Origin of the sequence: Thauera sp. 27 (assembly GCF_000310125.2) — a bacterium.
Taxonomy (GTDB): Bacteria; Pseudomonadota; Gammaproteobacteria; order Burkholderiales; family Rhodocyclaceae; genus Thauera; species Thauera mechernichensis.
Genome location: NZ_AMXB01000022.1, coordinates 33,913 through 52,675, shown reverse-complemented (window position 1 = coordinate 52,675; position 18,763 = coordinate 33,913). Strand labels below are relative to the sequence as shown.

Genomic DNA, 18,763 nt, shown 5'->3' with positions numbered 1-18,763 from the left:
AGCAAAAAGCACAGCAGCCTTCTCCGCTGCTGGTCTGAACAGCCTCTGACGGAACGAAAGAAATGCTCAAGAAACTCGCGATTGCCCTTACCGCATCCATTGCCCTCGCCAGCAGCGCCAATGCTGCAGTGATCAACACCTTCAGCAATCTCGCAGCCTTCAGCGCAGCGGCAGGCACGACCGCGCTGGAAGACTTCAACGATAGCGCACTCGGGCGCTTCAGCTATGGCGTCGCCTACGACTTCGACGGTTTCACGCTGACTGCGGCAGCGAACCCGCGCGGCACGGGCCCCGGCGTCGGGATCGGGAACACGGCACGAAGCACGATCGACAACACGGCAAGACTGATCTGGGGCTCTCAGACCTTCGGCGCCAATGGCAGCGGCTGGGGTCCCCAGATCGAATTCATCTTCGACGCCCCGACCTACGCCTTCGGCTTCGACTGGCGCGACACGGACTCGACGGACTCCTACAAGCTGACCGTACTCGGCGTCGATTTCGGTGGCGCTACCACCGGTGGGCTCTTCCCGCGCAATGGCACGAGCACCTCCGGCTTCTTCGGCCTCGTAAGCGACACCGCATTCAGCTCGGTGCTGTTGCAGCAGGTTGCTCGAGGCGGCGTCCTCGACGATATGTCCATCGACAACGTGCGCTTCACCCCAGCGCCTGCCAGCGCGGTGCCCGAACCCACGGTACTCGCCCTGCTCAGCCTGGGCCTGCTCGGTCTTGGCGCGGTCCGCCGCAAGCAGCGCACCGCCTGAAGCTGAGTGCAAGCCACGAAAACGGCGACCCGCGGGTCGCCGTTTTCGTGCCAGCGCAGGCCCGGCTCAGCGCTTGAAGCGCTCCTCGGCAATTGCGTCAGCCACCTCGCCGGTCGGACGCTCCTCCTTGCGCGCGCGCTCGAAGACTTCCATGAGGTTGTCATGAATGCCCTCAATGTGCTTGAGCAATGCGGCGCGATCGAAGCCGATGCGCTCGTGATAGACGTCGATGATGCCGCCGGCATTGATGACGTAGTCTGGCGCGTACAGGATGCCACGCTTCATCAGTTCGACGCCGTGGCGCGGCTCGGCGAGCTGGTTGTTCGAGGCGCCCGCGACGACCTTCGCCTTCAACTGCGGAATGGTGCTGTCGTTGAGGATGGCGCCCAGCGCGCACGGTGCGAACACGTCGACGTCGAGGCCGAAGATCTCATCCGGCGCAACCACGGTCGCGCCCAGTTCCTTGCCCGCCTGCAGCAGCGGCTCGCGGTGGATGTCGGTGACCCACAGCTGGGCACCAGCCGCCTTGAGCTGGCGAGCGAGGTCGAAACCGACATTGCCGACACCCTGCACGGCGACGCGCAGGCCCTCGAGCGAATCGCGCCCGAGCTTCTCCTTCACCGCCGCCTTGATGCCGATGAAGGTCCCGTAGGCGGTGGCGGGCGAAGGATCCCCGCTGCGCGTGCCTTCGTCGGAGGGCTTGTCGTGAATGCCGGCCACATGCTGGGTAAATTGCGTCATGTACTTCATGTCGGCGACGCTGGTGCCGGAGTCCTCGGCGGCGATGTAGCGCCCGTTCAGCTGTTCGAGCGCGCGGGCGAAGGCGGCAAGCAGTTCGGGCGTCTTCTGCGTGCGCGGGTTGCCGATGATCACAGACTTGCCGCCACCGAGCTTCAGGTTGGCCATCGCCGACTTGTAGGTCATGCCGCGCGACAAGCGCAGCACGTCGCGGATCGCCTCCTCCTCGGAGGCGTAGGGCCACATGCGGCAACCTCCGAGCGCAGGGCCGAGGTTGGAATTGTGAACGGCGATGATCGCCTTCAGTCCGCTCTTGTCGTCGCTGACGAACACCACCTGCTCGTGGTCGGCGAAGTCGCTCAGGGAAAATACGGCCATGTTGTGTCTCCTTCCTTTTGGGAACGTGGGGATGAGCCGTCCCGCCGGCACCGCTCGTGGCGGGCCGGTGAGGCGGCGGGGGTAAGAAACGGGAGCGGGCTCAGCCCGGGATGATTGCGATCGTCTTGCGCACCTTGGTCGCCACCGGCGCGCTCACCGGGCGGCGGTGGCGGAAGTCCTCGAGCAGCGCTGCCTGGCGCTTGCGGGCGCTGGCGACATAGCGCTCGCGGACATGACCAAAGCCGCGGATCTGGTCTGGAATGGCCGCCAGCTCGATGGCAGCCTCGACGTTGGCCTGGTCGAGATTGACCAGGATCTCCTCGACGATGCGCTCGTAGTCGGCGATCAGCTCGCGATCAAGCTTGCGGTCGTGGCTGCGCGCAAAGGGATCGAGCATCGAGCCGCGCAGATGGCGGAACTTTGCCAGCACACGCATCGCCTTGAGCATCCACGGGCCGTAGGCCTTTTTCTTGAGCTCGCCGGTCTGGGCATCCTTGTCTGCCATGGTCGGCGGAGCAAGGTGGAAGACGAGCTTGTAGTTGCCCTCGAACTGCTCGTCGACACGCTTGAGGAAGTCGCTGTCGGTGTAGAGGCGCGCCACCTCGTACTCGTCCTTGTAGGCAAGCAGCTTGTGATAGCCGCGTGCCACCGCCTCGGTGAGCAGGCTGATGCCGGGAGCAACCCTCGCCTCGGCCGCACGCACGCGCTCGACCAGCCTGGTGTAGCGCGTGGCGTAGGCCGCATCCTGGTAGTCGTTCAGATGCGCCTTGCGGCGGGCGATGACCTCATCGACGCTGGTCGACAGGCGGTGGTGCTCCGGCGTCCCAAGCTGCGGCTTGGCGGCCTCGACCACTGCCTTGAGATCCACCGCGGCACGGCGCCCCCACAGGAAGGCAGCCTTGTTGGCGTCGACCGCGGCGCCGTTGATCTCGATCGCGCGCTCGATCGCCTGCCGCGACAGCGGCACCAGGCCGCGCTGCCAGGCAAAGCCAAGCATGAACAGGTTGGTCGCGATCGAGTCGCCCAGCAGGTCGGTCGCGAGCTTGGTGGCGTCGAGGAACTCGGCCTTGTCCGCACCCACCGCATCGACGATCTGCGCTTCCATGGGCTGCGCAGGGAACTGCGGATCCGGGTTGGCACCGACGTCGCCACTGCGCGCCTGGGCGGCAAAACCACGCACGAACTCGCTGGTGTTGGTCTGGTCGCGGTTGATGACGACGCGCGTGAGCCCCTTCTGCATCTTGGCCAGCGACTCATCGCTGGCCGCCACCACCAGGTCGCAGCCAATCACTGCGTTGGCCTCGCCGGCGGCGACGCGCGCGGCGTGGAGTTGGTCCTGGCGGTCGGCGATGCGCACATGCGACCACACCGCGCCGCCCTTCTGCGCCAGGCCCGCCATGTCGAGAACGGAGATGCCCTTGCCCTCCAGGTGGGCGGCCATGCCGAGCAGGGCGCCGATGGTGACCACGCCGGTGCCGCCCACGCCGGTGATGAGGATGCCCCAGGGCGCGGCGGTGTCGGGCAACTGCGGCTCGGGCAGCTCGGCCGCCAGTCGACCGGGCGCGCTCGCGCCACTCGCCTTGCCACGCCTGAGCGCGCCGCCCTCGACGGTGACGAAGCTGGGGCAGAAGCCCTTCACGCAGGAATAGTCCTTGTTGCACGACGACTGGTCGATGAAGCGCTTGCGGCCGAACTCGGTCTCCACCGCACCCACCGACATGCAGTTCGACTTGTCGCTGCAATCGCCACAGCCCTCGCACACGAGGTCGTTGATGACCACCCGCTTGGCCGGGTCGGGGAACTTGCCGCGCTTGCGGCGACGGCGCTTTTCGGCTGCGCAGGTCTGGTCATAGATGATCGCTGTCACGGCCGGCACCGTACGCAGCTCACGCTGCACGGCGTCGAGCTCGTCGCGGTGCCGCACGCCGACGCCGTGCGGCAGGTCGGCCGGACCATAGGCACGCGGCGTGCCGTCATTGACCACCACCACCGTGCCCACACCTTCGGCCAGCAGCTGGCGGGCGATGATCGGCACCGACAGCGTGCCGTCGTGTGGCTGGCCGCCGGTCATCGCGACCGCATCGTTGTAGAGGATCTTGTAGGTGATGTTCACCTTGGCCGCTACCGCCGCACGGATGGCGAGGATGCCCGAGTGCATGTAAGTACCATCACCCAGGTTGGCGAACACGTGCGGCGTGGCGGTGAAAGGCGCCTGGCCGATCCAGGGCACGCCCTCGCCGCCCATCTGGCAGAAGGTCTGGGTGTGCTCGGGCGACAGCCAGGTCGCCATGTAGTGGCAGCCGATACCGGCGATGGCGCGCGAACCTTCCGGCACCTTGGTCGAGCTGTTGTGCGGACAGCCCGAGCAGTAGTGCGGCACGCGCTGGATGGACAGCCGCGGCTTGGCAAGCGCCGCCTCCTTGGCCTCGATGAAGGCGAGCCGCGCCTTGATGCGGTCGGAGGTGTAGAAGCGCGCGATGCGGCCGGCGATGGCACGGGCGATCATCGCCGGGGTGAGCTCGCCGGCAGCGGGCAACAGCCATTCGCTGTGCGGCAGCGCCCACTCGCCCTTGTCGTCGAACTTGCCGATCACGCGCGGGCGCACCTCGTCCTTCCAGTTGTAGAGTTCCTCCTTGAGTTGGTACTCGAGGAACTGGCGCTTTTCCTCGATCACCAGGATCTCATCCAGCCCTTCGGCGAACTTGCGCACGCCTTCGGCCTCCAGCGGCCACACCATGCCGACCTTGTACAGGCGCAGGCCGATGGCGGCCGCCTTCGCCTCGTCGATGCCGAGGTCGTCCAGCGCCTGGCGCACATCGAGGTAGCTCTTGCCGCTGGTGATGATGCCGAGCTTCGCGTTCGGGCTGTCGATGATGGTGCGGTTGAGCTGGTTGAGCCTGCAGTAGGCGAGTGCAGCATAGAGCTTGTGATGCAGCAGGCGCTTCTCCTGCACCAGCGGCGGGTCGGGCCAGCGCAGGTTGAGCCCGTCCTCGGGCAGCGGAAAGTCCGCGGCAGTCGGGATCAGCGTCTGCACCTGGAACGGATCGACATTGACCGACGAGGACGTTTCCACCGTGTCGGTCAACGCCTTGAACGCCACCCAGCAGCCCGAATAGCGCGACAGCGCAAAGCCGTGCAGGCCGTACTCCAGGTACTCCTGGATACCGGCCGGCGCCAGCACCGGCATCATCAGGCCCTTGAACACATGCTCGGTCTGGTGCGGCAGCGTGGAAGACTTGGCGGCATGGTCGTCACCGGCGATCACCAGCACGCCGCCGTGCTTCGAGGTGCCGGCAGCATTGGCGTGACGGAAGACATCGCCCGTGCGGTCGACGCCAGGGCCCTTGCCGTACCAGATCGAGAATACGCCGTCGAACTTGGCGTTCGGATCCAGGTTGACCTGCTGCGTGCCCCACACCGAGGTCGCCGCGAGATCCTCGTTGAGGCCGGCCTGGAAGCGGATCTGCATCGGCTCGAGATACTTCTTCGCCTTCCAGAACTCCTGGTCGACGTTGCCGAGCGGTGAGCCGCGGTAGCCGGTGACGAAGCCGGCGGTATTGAGGCCGGCGGCTTCGTCGCGCATCTTCTGCATCATCGGCAGGCGCACCAGAGCCTGGATGCCGGTCATCCAGGCGCGGCCGGTCTTGAGGGTGTATTTGTCGTCGAGGCTGACGGGGGGCATGGTGTTCGACATGGTGGTGTGAACTGCCGCCTGGCGGTGAGCGGCGCGCGGTTGGCGCGGGCTTCCGGCGGGCCGGCGTTGTCTCCTCTGCATTAGGGGTTGTGGGCGCGTCACTCTGGCCACCGCAGGACGAATCGCTCCCCGTCCGACAGCGGCTTACGAACCGAATGCTAGAACGAAGTCGAGAAAAGAAATTCCGCATTCGGCCCGGATTCGGTCGATATAAGAAATATTTTTCCACTCATCAGCACTTACGATCCGCGTCATCCTGACCGCACACCACGGCCACGGATACGACATGGCACGGTGCCGGGTCGAGCCGCCTGCGTGCCAGCACTGGCCGCAGCCCGCCAACAAGCCTAGAATCCGCGGCTTTGCCCGGGCCAGAGGCCCACCGCGCCACAAGCGCAGAAAACTCGAGGAGACCAAAATGAACCATCACGCCGCCAGCGGCGGGCAGCCCATCCGGCAGCCGCGCCCCTGCATCGCCGCACGCCCCGCCGCACCCGATCACGCTTTGCAGGGGGCGTACTGACATGCAGAAGACGCACACCCACGGCCAGTGGACCTCGCGCATGGGCTTCGTGCTCGCGGCCACCGGTTCGGCAGTCGGCCTCGGCAACATCTGGAAGTTCCCCTACATGATCGGCCAGAGCGGCGGCGCAGCCTTCGTGCTGGTCTACCTGCTCTGCATCGCACTGATCGGCCTGCCGATCCTGGTCGCCGAATGGATGATCGGCCGCCGCGGCCAGAAGAATCCGATCAGCACAATGGGTGAGCTGGCGAAGAAGAACGGCCGCAGCGGCGCCTGGGCGCTGATCGGCTTCACCGGCGTGCTCGGTGCCTTCCTCATCCTGTCCTTCTACAGCGTCATCGGCGGCTGGGCGCTCTCCTATACCGGCGATGCGATCACCGGCGGCTTCACCGGCATGGACAAGGATGCCGTGGGCAATGCCTTCACCGGCTTCCTGGCCAATGCCGGCAGCCTGCTGACCTGGCACACCGTGTTCATGGCGCTGACCGTGGGGGTGGTGGCCATGGGCGTCGCAGGCGGCCTCGAGCGTGCCTCCAAGCTGCTGATGCCCTCGCTGGGCGTGCTGCTCTTCATCCTCGTCGGCTACGGCATGACCACCGGCGGCTTCGGCCAGGCCATGGCCTACCTGTTCAACCCGGACTGGAGCAAGCTCACCGGCGACGTCGTGCTGGCTGCGCTCGGCCACGCCTTCTTCACCCTGTCGCTGGGCATGGGCATCATGATGGCGTACGGCTCCTACCTCGGCGAGGACGTCGACCTGCTGCGTACCGCGCGCACCGTGGTGATCATGGACACGGTGATCGCGATCGCCGCCGGCCTGGCCATCTTCCCGATCGTCTTTGCCAACGGTCTCGACCCTGCTGCCGGCCCCGGCCTGATCTTCGTCACCCTGCCGATCGCCTTCGGCAACATCACCGGGGGCGTCATTCTCGGCACCCTTTTCTTCGTGCTGCTGACCTTCGCCGCGCTGACCTCGGCGATCTCGCTGCTGGAGCCGGTGGTGGAACTGGTCGAGGAGCGCACGCCGCTGTCGCGTGCAGGCGCGACCTTCGTCGCCGGTATCGCCACCTGGGCGCTGGGCATCGCCGCGCTGCTGTCCTTCAACCACTGGAGCGACGTGACGATCATCGGCCTCAACATCTTCGACCTGCTCGATCAGCTCACCAGCAAGTTCATGCTGCCGCTGACCGGACTGGGCGCCATCCTGTTCGCGGCCTGGTGCCTGGACCGCGACAGCGTGCGCAAGGAGTTGGGCCTCGGCGAGCTGGGTTTCAGTGTGTGGAACGTGGTGGCGCGCTTCGTGGCACCGGTGGGCGTGCTGATCGTCTTCGTCAGCAACCTCTGATCATCGCGTGCGCCGCACAGGCGCGATGAAGGCGAAAACGGCCCTGACCGCTTACAGCGGCAGGGCCGTTTCGTTCTTGATCTCGCGCAACGCCACCGCGGAGTGGGTGACGTCAATCTCCGGAATCTTGAGCAGGAAATCGTGCATGAAGGAGGACAGCGCCTCCAGATTGGGCAGGTAGAGCTTGAGCAGACAGTCGGTCTCGCCGAGCAGTTCGTAGCATTCGACCACCTGCTGGCAGCCCTTCACCACGCGCTCGAAGCGCTCGAGCACGTCTGCGCTGTGCTGCTTGAGCTTGACCCGCACCCAGACACAGGTGCCCAGACCGACCTTGTGGCGGTCGACGAGCGCCACGTAGCCGCTGATCACCCCCGCCTCCTCCAACTCCTTCACCCGCCGCCAGCAGGGCGTCGGCGACATGCCGACGCGCTCTGCAAGCACCTGGGTGCTGAGCGTGGAGTCCCGCTGCAGCAGGCTCAGGATATGACGCTGGGCCGGATCGAGTTTCATCGCGCGCCCGGCTCAGATCACCTTGAGCAGTTCAACCTCGAACACCAGCGTCGCATTGGGCGGGATCACACCGCCGGCGCCGCGCGCACCATAGCCAAGCGCCGGCGGAATGGTGAGCTTGCGCTTGCCGCCTTCCTGCATGCCTTCGACGCCTTCGTCCCAGCCGCGGATGACATGGCCGGCGCCGAGCGGGAAATTGAACGGGTCGTTGCGATCCTTGGACGAGTCGAACTTGCGACCGTCGGTCAGCCAGCCGGTGTAATGCACCGACACCATCTTGCCCTTGACGGCGGTCTCGCCGGTACCGACCTCGAGTTCATCGATGACGAGGCCGCTGGCTGTGGTGGTCTGGGTCATGCGTTTCTCCTGTGTGCGTGCAAAGGCGGCATTCTACCTGCCACTTCCGCGCCGGCGCTCGGCGAGTTTGGCGCGGTACTTGGCAATCTTGGGCGCCACCACGTACTGGCAGTAGGGCTGATCGCTGTTGTTCATATAGTAGTCGTGATGCTCGGCCTCGGCCGGCCAGAATACCGGCGCCCGCTCCACCCGCGTCACGATCGCCTTCGGGTAGATGCGCTGCTCGCCGATGTCCTCGATCAGCGCGAGCGCATCGTGCAGTTGCGCATCGCTGGTGACGAAGATCACCGAGCGGTACTGCGGGCCGACATCATTGCCCTGACGGTCGACCGTGGTCGGATCATGGATCAGGAAGAAGATCTCGAGCAGTTCGCGATAGCTCACCCGCGCCGGATCGAAATCGACCTTCACCACCTCCGCATGGCCCGTGCCGCCGGTGCACACCTGACGATAGCCCGGGTTATCGACGTGCCCGCCGCAGTATCCCGGCACCACCGACTCGACCCCATCGACGAGGTCGAACACGGCCTCCAGGCACCAGAAACAGCCTCCTCCGAGGATGGCGCTCTCGAGCACGGGGCCCTTCGCTTCTTCAGTCATTCATCCACTCCCTACAAGGAAATGCAGCACTTGCTGCAGACCACGGACAGCCTCATTCATTCCCCATGCGACCGGCTCGGCATCACTGCAGCTCAGCGGAAGGAGAAGCCGTAATGCAGATCGACCGAGGTGTCGGTTCCGCCACGCGCCACGAGCGACAGCCGGCGCGAGAGCTGGTAGCTCAGCTTGACCAGTGTGGCCGCCCCGCCCAGGCTCTGCTCGAAGGACAGGAACAGGTCGGGGCCAAGGCGCTTGCCCAGGCTGAGCACCTGGCCGGACACGGTGGGGCCGCTGGCAACCGTCGAGCCACTGCCGAGCACCCGGCTGCTTTGCGTGCGCGAGGTGCTGGTGAGCTCGCCCTGGCCAATGGAGAATGCGTCGAAGCCGAGGCTGCGCGAGAGCTCCTCGGTCATGCCGCCCCCCGGGCCGCCGAGCAACGCCGCGGCCGCCGGCAGCAACAGGCCCAGATCGGCCCCCGAAGCAGCGTCCGGGGCACGGCCAAGGACGATCCACGACAGCTTGGCGGGGTCGGGCACGTTGGGCTCGGACACCAGGCGCACCTGAGGGCGCTTGGCGCTGCCGGTGACGGCGACCCCAGCCTCCACCTCGAGCCCCTTGCGCAGTGCGACGATATTGAGCCCGGGCGCATCGAGCGGCCCCTGGAAGTTGACGACCCCGCGCTCGATCACCAGGTTCTGGCCATAGCCGCGGTAGCTGCCCCCTACGGTCGATACGGTACCGACGGCCGACAGCGCACGTCCGGGCTGCAGGCGGATACGCAGATCGCCAGCAAGGCGGGTCTCCAAACCCATCGCGGACAGGTATAGCGCATCGCCCAGTCCGACGCGGACATCGGCAGTGACGGCAAAGGCGCCGGCCTCGGCCACCTCGTCACGGCCGAGCACCACCACGTCATCCGACAGGCTGGGGGGCATTGCCTCGGCGAACTCGATGTAGCCGGCATCGGCACGGAACTCGGCGTCGAGCGCCAGCGACGACCAGGTGCTGCGCGCACTCCCCTGGCCCGACAACAGCATCCAGCGGTCGTCACGCTGGAGTAGCGGCAGCCGATCGGCGGCAAAACGGAAGCGGCCGGCGCCGTTGTCGAGCGCCACCTCGCCGCTGGCCTCGAAACGCCCCGGACTGGCCGTCAACGCGGCCACCGGGATGCGTCCATCGCGTGGCTGCACCCGGTTCGGGGATACGAACTCGAGGCGCAGAAGGCGCACGCGCTCTTGATCGAAGGCGAGATCGAGCTCGCCACCGGACAGCACCAGGCCCTGATCGACCAGCGTGAAGCCCAGCTCGCGTCCATTGATCGTGCCGCTCGCACGCGGCGCAGCCAGTGTCCCGGACACGGCGACCGCCCCCCCGATGCGTCCGGCGGTTTCCACATTCTCGCGCACGAGCCGGCCGAGCCAGGTGATCGACGGCATGTCCAGCCTGGCCGACGCACTGAGGGCCGCATCCGGTGGCAGGCTCCAGATGCCTTCGGCACTGCGCCGCGCACGCACGCTCGCTTCACCGGCGAGACTGCCGAATTCGCTGCCGCGCACGTCGAGCGCAAGTTCGAGACGGTCTCCGCGTGCCCGCAGGACGGCGTCGAGACGCTCCAGCCCCAGCCGGGTGCGCAACTCCCCTTCCAGGCGCACATCGCCCGCCTCGCGAAACACCCGCGCTTCGCCGTCGAGCGTGCGGCCGACGCTCAGATCCCAGCGCGCGCCCAGCACCAGCGGGTCGGCGCCACGCCGGCGCTGGCCATCGGCGCGCCGCGGCTCGAGTTCGAGCACGAGCCCGCTGAGCTCGCCACGCAGCACGCTGCGGGTCGGCGACCATGCCGTCTCGAGCAAGCGGATGCGGCCCTTGTCTCCGGCATTGAATTCGGCCGCACCCAGGCGTACCGCATCGGGCGCGAGCTCGAGGGCCACCGGGGCCAGCAGGCGCGCCGCCACGCGCCCAGTCGTCTGCAGCGCCGACAACTCGCCGCGCCAGCGCAGCGCAGTCCCTGCTGCCAGTCCGCCCTTCAACCCGAGCTCGAGGGCATCGGCTTCAACACCGGCCGGCGCCACGTTCCCACCGGCAATTGCAGCAAGCTCGATACGGTGGCTGGCGCGCGTACCCTCGGCCGCCAGGCGCAGGCTGGACACCCAGTCGGACTGCGGCCGGCCGTCCTCATCCGGCGCGCTGCTGCCAAGCCCGCTCACGCCGAGTGCGAGCGCGAACGGCCCGTCGGTGCCAGCATCGAGCTGTACGACACCGTTGACGCCGCCGATGCGCACCTCGCCCGGCAGGCGCAGGCCCTCGCCGAAGAACTGCACGCGCCCCACGGGCGCTGCAAGCGCGCCACCGATCGAGCCCTCTGCCGAGGCCCGCCCGCCGAGGCCCAGGCCAAGCGCTTCGAGCGCCGGCGCATCGAGACGCAGCGCGAGACGATCCTGTGGTGCGCCCAGCGCCCCCTCGGCAACCAGGCTGTTGCCCGCCAGCTGCACATCCAGTGCGAGTTCGGGCAAGCGCTCACCCTCGACCCTGAGCTGGCCCTTGCCGCGCAGCGGCAGACCTTCGAGCAGGCTGTCGAGGATGTCGAAACGCAGCGCCACGGACAGCGGCTCGTCGGCCACCGGCAGCGCGCCTTCGGCATGCAGGTCGAGATCGAGGCGCGCCGACGGCGCCTCGGCCACGAACGCACGCGGGTCGGCCCCGCGCAGACGGGCACTCAGTTCGAACACCTGGCGGCCGGCCGCAGCGGGTCCTGCCGATGTACTGCCGCCGGACTCGGTCTCCGCCGCGGCAGCGTCGGCAGTCACTGCCATGCCTTGCAAGAGCGCCTGGATGTCGATGCGGGCGCTCCCCGCCTCGAGCGCAACACGCGCCTGCTGCCGGGCCTCGTCGCCCTCGGCGTCGATGCGCCCCGCCAGCCGTTGCCGCGGCAGGCGACTGTCGAGCAAGCCCGGGTCTATGGCATCGAGCTCAAGCGCGGCAGCGGCATGGATGCGACCGAGGCCCCCCTCGCGGCGCGCATCGTCATCAGCCTGACCGCCGCGCTGCCACGCCACGCGACCGCCGATGCGCCCCGCGCCGGGCAGGCGCAGGTCGAGCGCATCGACGGCGAGGCCATCGTCCCGCCAGTCCAGGCGGCCATCGAGACTCAGCAGCGGAATACCCCCCTGGTCCACCGCCTGCGGCAGGCGATTGGTGACACGAATCGGCCCGGCAAGCAGGCTCGCCGCATCGGGCGTCGCCGCGAGTTCGGCCTCGAGGCTGAGCGCGGCGCGCGGCGCCCCGTCCACGAACGCAGCCGGGTCGATCTCGCCCGCCTTGACCGAAAGCCGACGCAGCGGCATCGCCGCCAGGCTCTCCGCCTCGACCTCGACCCGGGCGGTCAGCCCCTCGCCCTGGGCGTCGATGCTCAGATGGGGCTCGAGCAGGGTGTTGGTGGCGCCAAAGCGTGCGACCACGGCACGCCCGTCGATGACACCATCGAAGCGGCCCTCGCCATCGAGCGCGTGCGGTGCGGCGCCTTCGACACCCAGCGCGAGCTGCAGTCGTCCCTGGGGCAAGCTGAGCGCGAGCGTGCGCAACCGATGCCGACGGCCATCGCTGTCGAACGCGGCCTCGAGTTCGGTAAACAACGGTTGCGCGGCGTGATGCCCGGCACCGGAGCGGGCATCGAGATCGGCAGCGCCGCCATCCCCGGCCGGCTCGCCGGCACGCTCGTCGGCCTGGCCATGCGCCTCCTCTTCACCCAGCGTACGTATGACGAAAGCGCCCAGCACGAGGCTGCGCAGCTCGATGGCCAGCGGCACGGCGAGAGAGTCCGGCAGGGTGGTGGGGGCCGCGGGCGCAGTGTCGTCCGTGCTTGCCCTGGCGAGCTCGACGTGGCCCGCCGCGAGACGCTCGACCAGAAGGCGGCGCTCGAACAGCGCAGCAGGCTTCCATTCGAGTTCGAAGTCACGTACCTCGAGTTGCAGCCCGGGGGTTTCATAGCGCAGCACGTCGAGCTCGAAACCGCCGAGCACACGGCCTCGCGGACGCTCCGCATGCAGCGCGCCATCGGTGAGGCGGGTGCCGAGCGCCAGCGCGGTCTCAAGTCCGGACTGGGTACCGAGCAGCCAGGCCCCCAGTCCGGCCGCGCCCACAAGCGGCAGCAGCAGCACGGCAGCCAGGCCTCGCAGCCAGCGGCGCCCACGTAGCTCGGGCGGGCGTGTTGCGGGAGTGGCCGGATGCGCCGTCATTGCGCTCGATCAGCCGCCGAACAGGGCCTTGAGCTCCAGGCCCGGATCCGGCGCACGCATGAAGGCCTCGCCAACGAGGAAGGTATGCACGCCCTCACCCTGCATCAGCGCAACATCCTCGGCACGCAGGATGCCCGATTCGGTGACGACGATGCGACCAGCGGCGCCACTGGCGATGCGCGGCAGCAGGTCGAGCGTGGTCTGCAGCGAGACCTCGAAGGTGCGCAGGTTGCGGTTGTTGATGCCGATCAGCGGTGTCTGCAGCTGCAGTGCCTGCTCGAGCTCGGCGCCGTCGTGGACCTCGACCAGCACCGCCATGCCCAGCGCCTGGGCGATCGCCTCCATGTCGCGCATCTGCGCAAGGTCGAGGCAGGCGGCGATGAGCAGGATGGCGTCTGCCCCCATCGCGCGCGCCTCGAAGACCTGGTAGGGATCGACCAGGAAGTCCTTGCGCAGCACCGGCAGCGCGCAGGCCGCACGTGCCGCCTGCAGGTATTCGGGGGCGCCCTGGAAGAAGCCGCGATCGGTCAGCACGGACAGGCAGGCGGCGCCGGCCGCCTCGTAGCTGGCGGCGATGGCGGCCGGGTCGAAGTCGGCACGGATCACGCCCTTGGAAGGGCTGGCCTTCTTGATCTCGGCGATCACCGCGGGCAGGCCACCCGCATGGCGGTTACGAATGGCGGCAACGAAACCACGTGCAGGGGGCTCGGCCTCGGCCAGCGCGCGCACGACGACGAGCGGTGCCGCAGCCGACGCGGCCGCGACCTCCTCGACCTTGACTGCACAGATCTTCTGCAGGATGTCGCTCATGCTGCGGCTCCGAACTGGCGGGTGAACCGTACGAAGGCATCGAGCTTGGCACGTGCCGCGCCGCTCTCGATCACCTCGCGCGCGCGCGCCACGCCAGCGCCGATCGACTCGACCAGGTTGGCGGTGTAGAGCGCGACCCCCGCGTTCAGGACGACGATCTCGCGCGCTGGCCCGGCACGGTTTTCCAGCGTAGCGAGCAGCACGGCGCGGGATTCGTCGGCATCTGCGACACGCAGGTTGCGCGTACCGGCCATCTGCAGGCCGAAGTCCTCCGGGTGGATCTCGTACTCGCGCACCACGCCGTCCTTGAGCTCGCCGACCAGGGTCGAGGCACCGAGGCTGACCTCGTCCATGCCGTCCAGGCCATGCACGACCAGCACATGGTTGGCGCCCAGGCGCTCCATGACGCGCGCCTGGATGCCGACGAGGTCGGGATGGAACACCCCCATCAGGGTGTTGGGCGCGCCCGCTGGATTGGTGAGCGGACCGAGGATGTTGAAGATGGTGCGCACGCCCATCTCGCGCCGCACCGGCGCGACGTTCTTCATCGCACTGTGATGGTTGGGCGCGAACATGAAGCCGATACCGGTCTCCTCCACGCAGGCGGCAACCTGCTCGGGCGTAAGGTCGAGCCTGACGCCGAGCGCCTCGAGGACGTCGGCCGCACCGGACTTGGACGACACGCCACGCCCGCCGTGCTTGGCCACGCGCGCACCGGCCGCGGCAGCGACGAAGATGGTGGCGGTCGAGATGTTGAAGGTGTGCGTGCCGTCGCCACCGGTACCGACCACATCGAGGAAGTGGTCGTGCGGCGGCTTGACCACCACCTTGGTGGACATCTCGCGCATCACGGTGGCAGCGGCGGTGATCTCGCCGATGGTTTCCTTCTTGACGCGCAGTCCGGTGAGGATGGCCGCGGTCATCAGCGGCGAAACCTCGCCCGCCATGATCTGGCGCATCAACGACAGCATCTCGTCGAAGAAGATCTCGCGGTGCTCGATCGTGCGTTGCAGGGCTTGCTGGGCGGTAATCGTCATGTCGTTTTCTCCGACCGGTACTCAGGCGGCAGCCGGCAGTCGCGCGTCGCGGTCGAGGAAGTTCCTCAACAGCTCGTGGCCGCATTCGGTGAGGATGGACTCGGGGTGGAACTGCACGCCCTCGACGTCGAGCGTGCGGTGGCGCACACCCATGATCTCGCCGTCGTCCGTCCATGCGGTCACTTCAAGACAGTCGGGCAGGCTTGCGCGTTCAATGGCCAGCGAGTGGTAGCGCGTGCAGGTGAGCGGATTGGGCAGGCCGCGGAACACCCCTGCGTCGAGGTGGTGCACCGGCGAGGTCTTGCCGTGCATGAGCTTTCGCGCATGCACGATGCGCCCGCCGAAGGCCGCGCCGATGCTCTGGTGGCCAAGGCAGACGCCGAGGATGGGCAGCTTGCCGGCAAAGGCCTTGATTGCCGCCACCGAGATCCCGGCCTCGGCCGGCGAGCACGGCCCCGGGGAGATGACGAGCTGGTCCGGCTGCAGGGCCGCGATCTGTTCGAGCGTGATCTCGTCGTTGCGGAACACCTTCACCTGTGCCCCGAGCTCGCCGAAGTACTGCACGAGGTTGTAGGTGAAGCTGTCGTAGTTGTCGATCATCAGCAGCATGGTCTTCCCTTCGCGAAGGCCGGCCGCGGCCGGCTTCGTCAACATGAACGGCGCCGAGGCGCTCAGACGCGGGTGTCGAGCCCGCCTTCGGCCATTTCGGCAGCGCGCAGCATGGCGCGTGCCTTGCTCTGGGTTTCCTGCCATTCCGACTCGGGGTCGGAATCGGCGACGATGCCGGCACCGGCCTGGACGTGGATCTGACCATCCTTGACCACCGCGGTGCGGATCGCGATGGCGAGGTCCATGTCGCCATGAAAGCCCAGGTAGCCCGCCGCCCCGGCATAGATGCCGCGCTTGACCGGCTCGAGCTCGTCGATGATCTCCATCGCGCGCACCTTTGGGGCCCCCGACACAGTGCCGGCCGGGAAGGTGGCGCGCAGCACGGCGAGCGCGTTGAGACCTTCCTTGAGCCGGCCCTCGACGTTGGAGACGATGTGCATCACATGCGAATAGCGCTCGATGGTGAAGCGCTCGGTGACCTTGACGGTACCGGTCTCGGAGACGCGACCGGCGTCGTTGCGGCCAAGGTCGAGCAGTTGCAGATGCTCGGCACGCTCCTTCTCGTCGGCGAGGAGCTCCTGCTCGAGCGCGAGGTCCTCGGCCACCGTGGCGCCGCGCTTGCGCGTGCCGGCGATCGGGCGCACGGTAACGACCTCGTCCTCGAGCCGGGTGAGGATCTCGGGCGAGGCGCCGACGACGTGGAAGTCCTCGAAGTTGAAGTAGAACATGTAGGGCGAGGGGTTGAGCGAGCGGATCGCTCGGTACAGCGCCATCGGGCTGGCGGCGTAGGGCTTGCTCATGCGCTGCGACAGCACGACCTGCATGACGTCGCCATCGACAATGTACTGCTTGGCGCGCCGCACCGCGTCCTTGAAGGCGTCCTCGCCAAAGCTCGACACCGCCGCGGCCGGTTCGGCACGCACCTCGTCAGGGATCTGCACCGGCGCACGCAGACGGGCGAGGAGTTCGCGCAGGCGCTTCTGCGCACGCTTGTAGGCACCGGGCACCTCAGGCTCGGCGTACACCACGAGGGTGAGCTTGCCGCTGAGGTTGTCGACGATGGCGACCTCCTCCGAGAGCAGGAGCAGGATGTCGGGCGTGCCGACCGGATCGGGCTTGTCGGCCTTGGCGAGCTTGGGCTCGATATAGCGCACCGTGTCATAGCCGAAGCAGCCCACCAGGCCGCCCGCAAAACGCGGCAGGTGCTCGCGCGGCGGCACCTTGATACGGTTCATGAACTCGGCGACGAAGTTGAGCGGGTCACCATAGTCGCGACGCTCGACCAGGCGATTGCCGGTGAGCAGCAGCGCAGAGCGCTCATAGACCTCGATACGGGTAGGCGAGGACAGGCCGATGAAGGAGTAGCGCCCGAAGCGCTCGCCGCCCTGCACGGATTCGAGCAGATAGGTGTAGGGCTCGTTGGCGAGCTTCAGGTAGATGGACAGCGGGGTGTCGAGATCGGCAAAGGTCTCGAGCGTCAGCGGGATACGGTTGTAGCCCTCGGCGGCGAGGGCATTGAACTCTTGTTCGAGCATGGCGGCTCCACGTGCAGCAGATTGTTCTTCGGACGGTGCAGCGAATGCGGGGACAGGTTGGCGACAGGGTGCAGGCTGGCCTGCAGCGTGCGCCGCCCCGCGACAGGGTTGGCGTTCAGTGGCCCAAAGGCCAACGCCAAGCGCCGCGCCAGCAGGACTGGACGGTGAGGCAGGTGGCGGATGCGGAGCTGACCCTGTGTGCGAGCGTCACGATGGCGATCTGTCGTGGAGGTGAATGATGAGGGGGCGCAGCCCCTGTATTCATGCCGTAGCGATGTATTGCAGCGCCTCGGTGGCGATCGATAGTAGCCCATCGCATTCGATGGTGTCCACCGGCACGCCCTCGCTATAGCCATAGGTCACCAGCAGCACCGGCATACCCGCAGCCTGTGCGGCAAGCGCATCGTTGGCCGAGTCGCCGATCATCAGTGCGTCGGCCGTTGCAACACCGAGTCGCTCGCAGGCCAGCCTGACCACGGCGGGGTCCGGCTTCTTCACGTCAAGCGTGTCGCCACTGATGACGGTATCGAAATGGTGCGCGATGCCCATGCGCTCGAGCAGCGGCAGGGAGAAGGCCTCGGCCTTGTTGGTGACCACTGCCAGCTTGAGTCCAAGTGCACGCATCGCATCGAGGGTATCCGTTATACCCGGGTAGATGCGCGTACGCGCACCATTGACCACCGCGTAGTGGCGGCGAAACACGCCGATGGCGACGTCGATCTCGGCATCGCTGGCCTGCGTGCCCTCGGTCATGCAGCGCCGCACCAGGTTCGGGATGCCCTTGCCGACGAAGCTGTGGATCTCGTCCTGGCTGCGCAACGGGCGCCCGAGCTCGGCGAGGGTGAGGTTGGCGGCATCCGCAAGGTCGGTAATGGTGTCAAGCAGGGTGCCGTCGAGATCGAAGAGCACTGCGCGGGCGGCAAAGCGCGGCCGCGCGCTCATGCCGCCACCCCCGCGAGCTCGCTGCGCAGCGCACCGATGATCGAGTCGTAGCGATGCGGGTCACTGTCCTTGCCGGCACCGAACACGGCCGATCCGGCAACGAAGGTGTCGGCGCCGGCACGGGCGATCTCGGCAATGTTGTCGGTCTTCACCCCGCCATCGATCTCGAGCAGGATGCGCCGCCCGCTGCGCGCCGCGTAGGCGTCGATCTTCTCGCGCGCTGCACGCAGCTTGACGAGCGTCTCAGGGATGAACTTCTGCCCGCCGAAGCCTGGGTTGACGCTCATCAGCAGCACCACATCGAGCTTGTCCATGACGTGGTCCATGTGGTGCAGCGGCGTGGCCGGGTTGAACACCAGCCCGGCCTGACAGCCGGCATCGCGGATCAGGCCCAGGCTGCGGTCGATGTGTTCGGAGGCCTCGGGATGGAAGGTGATGACATTGGCGCCGGCCTTGGCGAAGTCGGGGATGATGCGATCGACCGGTTTCACCATCAGATGAACGTCGATCGGCGCCGTGGTATGCGGGCGGATGGCCTCGCACACCAGCGGTCCGATGGTGAGATTGGGGACGTAGTGGTTGTCCATCACGTCGAAGTGAATCCTGTCGGCGCCAGCGGCGATGACGTTGCGGACCTCTTCGCCGAGGCGGGCAAAGTCGGCGGACAGCAGGCTGGGGGCGATACGGTACAT

14 protein-coding genes are annotated in these 18,763 nt (G+C 67.4%); 2 read left to right on the top strand and 12 right to left on the bottom strand.

Going from position 1 to position 18,763, the window contains the following annotated elements:
• Positions 1 to 62: 62 nt before the first annotated feature.
• Positions 63 to 761 (top strand): PEP-CTERM sorting domain-containing protein, encoded by a 699-nt coding sequence (locus B447_RS13025; RefSeq protein WP_002928629.1) that lies wholly within the window; start codon positions 63 to 65, stop codon positions 759 to 761.
• A 66-nt stretch (positions 762 to 827) separates the two neighbouring features.
• Here B447_RS13025 and B447_RS13020 read toward each other — a convergent pair whose 3' ends face one another.
• Both B447_RS13020 and B447_RS13015 read right to left on the bottom strand, forming a co-directional pair.
• The gene (locus B447_RS13020) at positions 828 to 1,877 is read right to left on the bottom strand and encodes a Glu/Leu/Phe/Val dehydrogenase dimerization domain-containing protein (RefSeq protein WP_002928627.1); all 1,050 of its coding nucleotides are present in this window, start codon (positions 1,875 to 1,877) and stop codon (positions 828 to 830) included.
• 100 nt (positions 1,878 to 1,977) lie between these two features.
• The gene (locus tag B447_RS13015; RefSeq protein ID WP_002940811.1) at positions 1,978 to 5,571 is read right to left on the bottom strand and encodes an indolepyruvate ferredoxin oxidoreductase family protein; all 3,594 of its coding nucleotides are present in this window, start codon (positions 5,569 to 5,571) and stop codon (positions 1,978 to 1,980) included.
• A 524-nt stretch (positions 5,572 to 6,095) separates the two neighbouring features.
• Between B447_RS13015 and B447_RS13010 the strand changes: the two genes are divergently transcribed.
• Positions 6,096 to 7,439, top strand: coding sequence for a sodium-dependent transporter (locus B447_RS13010; protein ID WP_002940808.1), 1,344 nt, complete (start codon positions 6,096 to 6,098; stop codon positions 7,437 to 7,439).
• Positions 7,440 to 7,490: 51 nt separating this feature from the next.
• On the opposite strand, the gene B447_RS13005 is transcribed toward B447_RS13010, so the two are convergent.
• From B447_RS13005 to rpe, 10 genes are all read right to left on the bottom strand, one after another.
• Positions 7,491 to 7,949: an Lrp/AsnC family transcriptional regulator gene (locus B447_RS13005; RefSeq protein WP_002928610.1), complete on the bottom strand. Its 459-nt coding sequence runs from the start codon at positions 7,947 to 7,949 to the stop codon at positions 7,491 to 7,493.
• Positions 7,950 to 7,961: 12 nt separating this feature from the next.
• Entirely contained in the window at positions 7,962 to 8,306 is a 345-nt protein-coding gene (locus B447_RS13000; RefSeq protein ID WP_002928608.1) for an FKBP-type peptidyl-prolyl cis-trans isomerase, read from the bottom strand.
• 33 nt (positions 8,307 to 8,339) lie between these two features.
• Entirely contained in the window at positions 8,340 to 8,906 is a 567-nt protein-coding gene (msrA, locus tag B447_RS12995) for a peptide-methionine (S)-S-oxide reductase MsrA (RefSeq protein ID WP_002940807.1), read from the bottom strand.
• 92 nt (positions 8,907 to 8,998) lie between these two features.
• The gene (locus B447_RS12990; RefSeq protein ID WP_002940806.1) at positions 8,999 to 13,138 is read right to left on the bottom strand and encodes a translocation/assembly module TamB domain-containing protein; all 4,140 of its coding nucleotides are present in this window, start codon (positions 13,136 to 13,138) and stop codon (positions 8,999 to 9,001) included.
• Positions 13,139 to 13,147: 9 nt separating this feature from the next.
• Positions 13,148 to 13,948 carry an indole-3-glycerol phosphate synthase TrpC gene (trpC, locus tag B447_RS12985; RefSeq protein WP_002928602.1) on the bottom strand — a complete coding sequence of 267 codons (801 nt, stop codon included), beginning with the start codon at positions 13,946 to 13,948 and terminating at the stop codon, positions 13,148 to 13,150.
• Positions 13,945 to 14,985, bottom strand: coding sequence for an anthranilate phosphoribosyltransferase (gene trpD, locus B447_RS12980; RefSeq protein WP_002940805.1), 1,041 nt, complete (start codon positions 14,983 to 14,985; stop codon positions 13,945 to 13,947). The genes trpC and trpD overlap by 4 nt, the downstream gene beginning before the upstream one ends.
• A gap of 21 nt (positions 14,986 to 15,006) precedes the next feature.
• Complete coding sequence (locus tag B447_RS12975) at positions 15,007 to 15,594, bottom strand: aminodeoxychorismate/anthranilate synthase component II (RefSeq protein WP_002928596.1); 588 nt, start codon at positions 15,592 to 15,594, stop codon at positions 15,007 to 15,009.
• Positions 15,595 to 15,656: 62 nt separating this feature from the next.
• Positions 15,657 to 17,129 carry an anthranilate synthase component I gene (gene trpE, locus B447_RS12970; protein WP_002928589.1) on the bottom strand — a complete coding sequence of 491 codons (1,473 nt, stop codon included), beginning with the start codon at positions 17,127 to 17,129 and terminating at the stop codon, positions 15,657 to 15,659.
• 261 nt (positions 17,130 to 17,390) lie between these two features.
• Entirely contained in the window at positions 17,391 to 18,071 is a 681-nt protein-coding gene (locus B447_RS12960; protein WP_002928588.1) for a phosphoglycolate phosphatase, read from the bottom strand.
• On the bottom strand, positions 18,068 to 18,763 hold the full coding sequence (gene rpe / locus B447_RS12955) for a ribulose-phosphate 3-epimerase (protein ID WP_002940804.1): 696 nt from the start codon (positions 18,761 to 18,763) through the stop codon (positions 18,068 to 18,070). Before rpe ends, B447_RS12960 begins: the two co-directional genes overlap by 4 nt.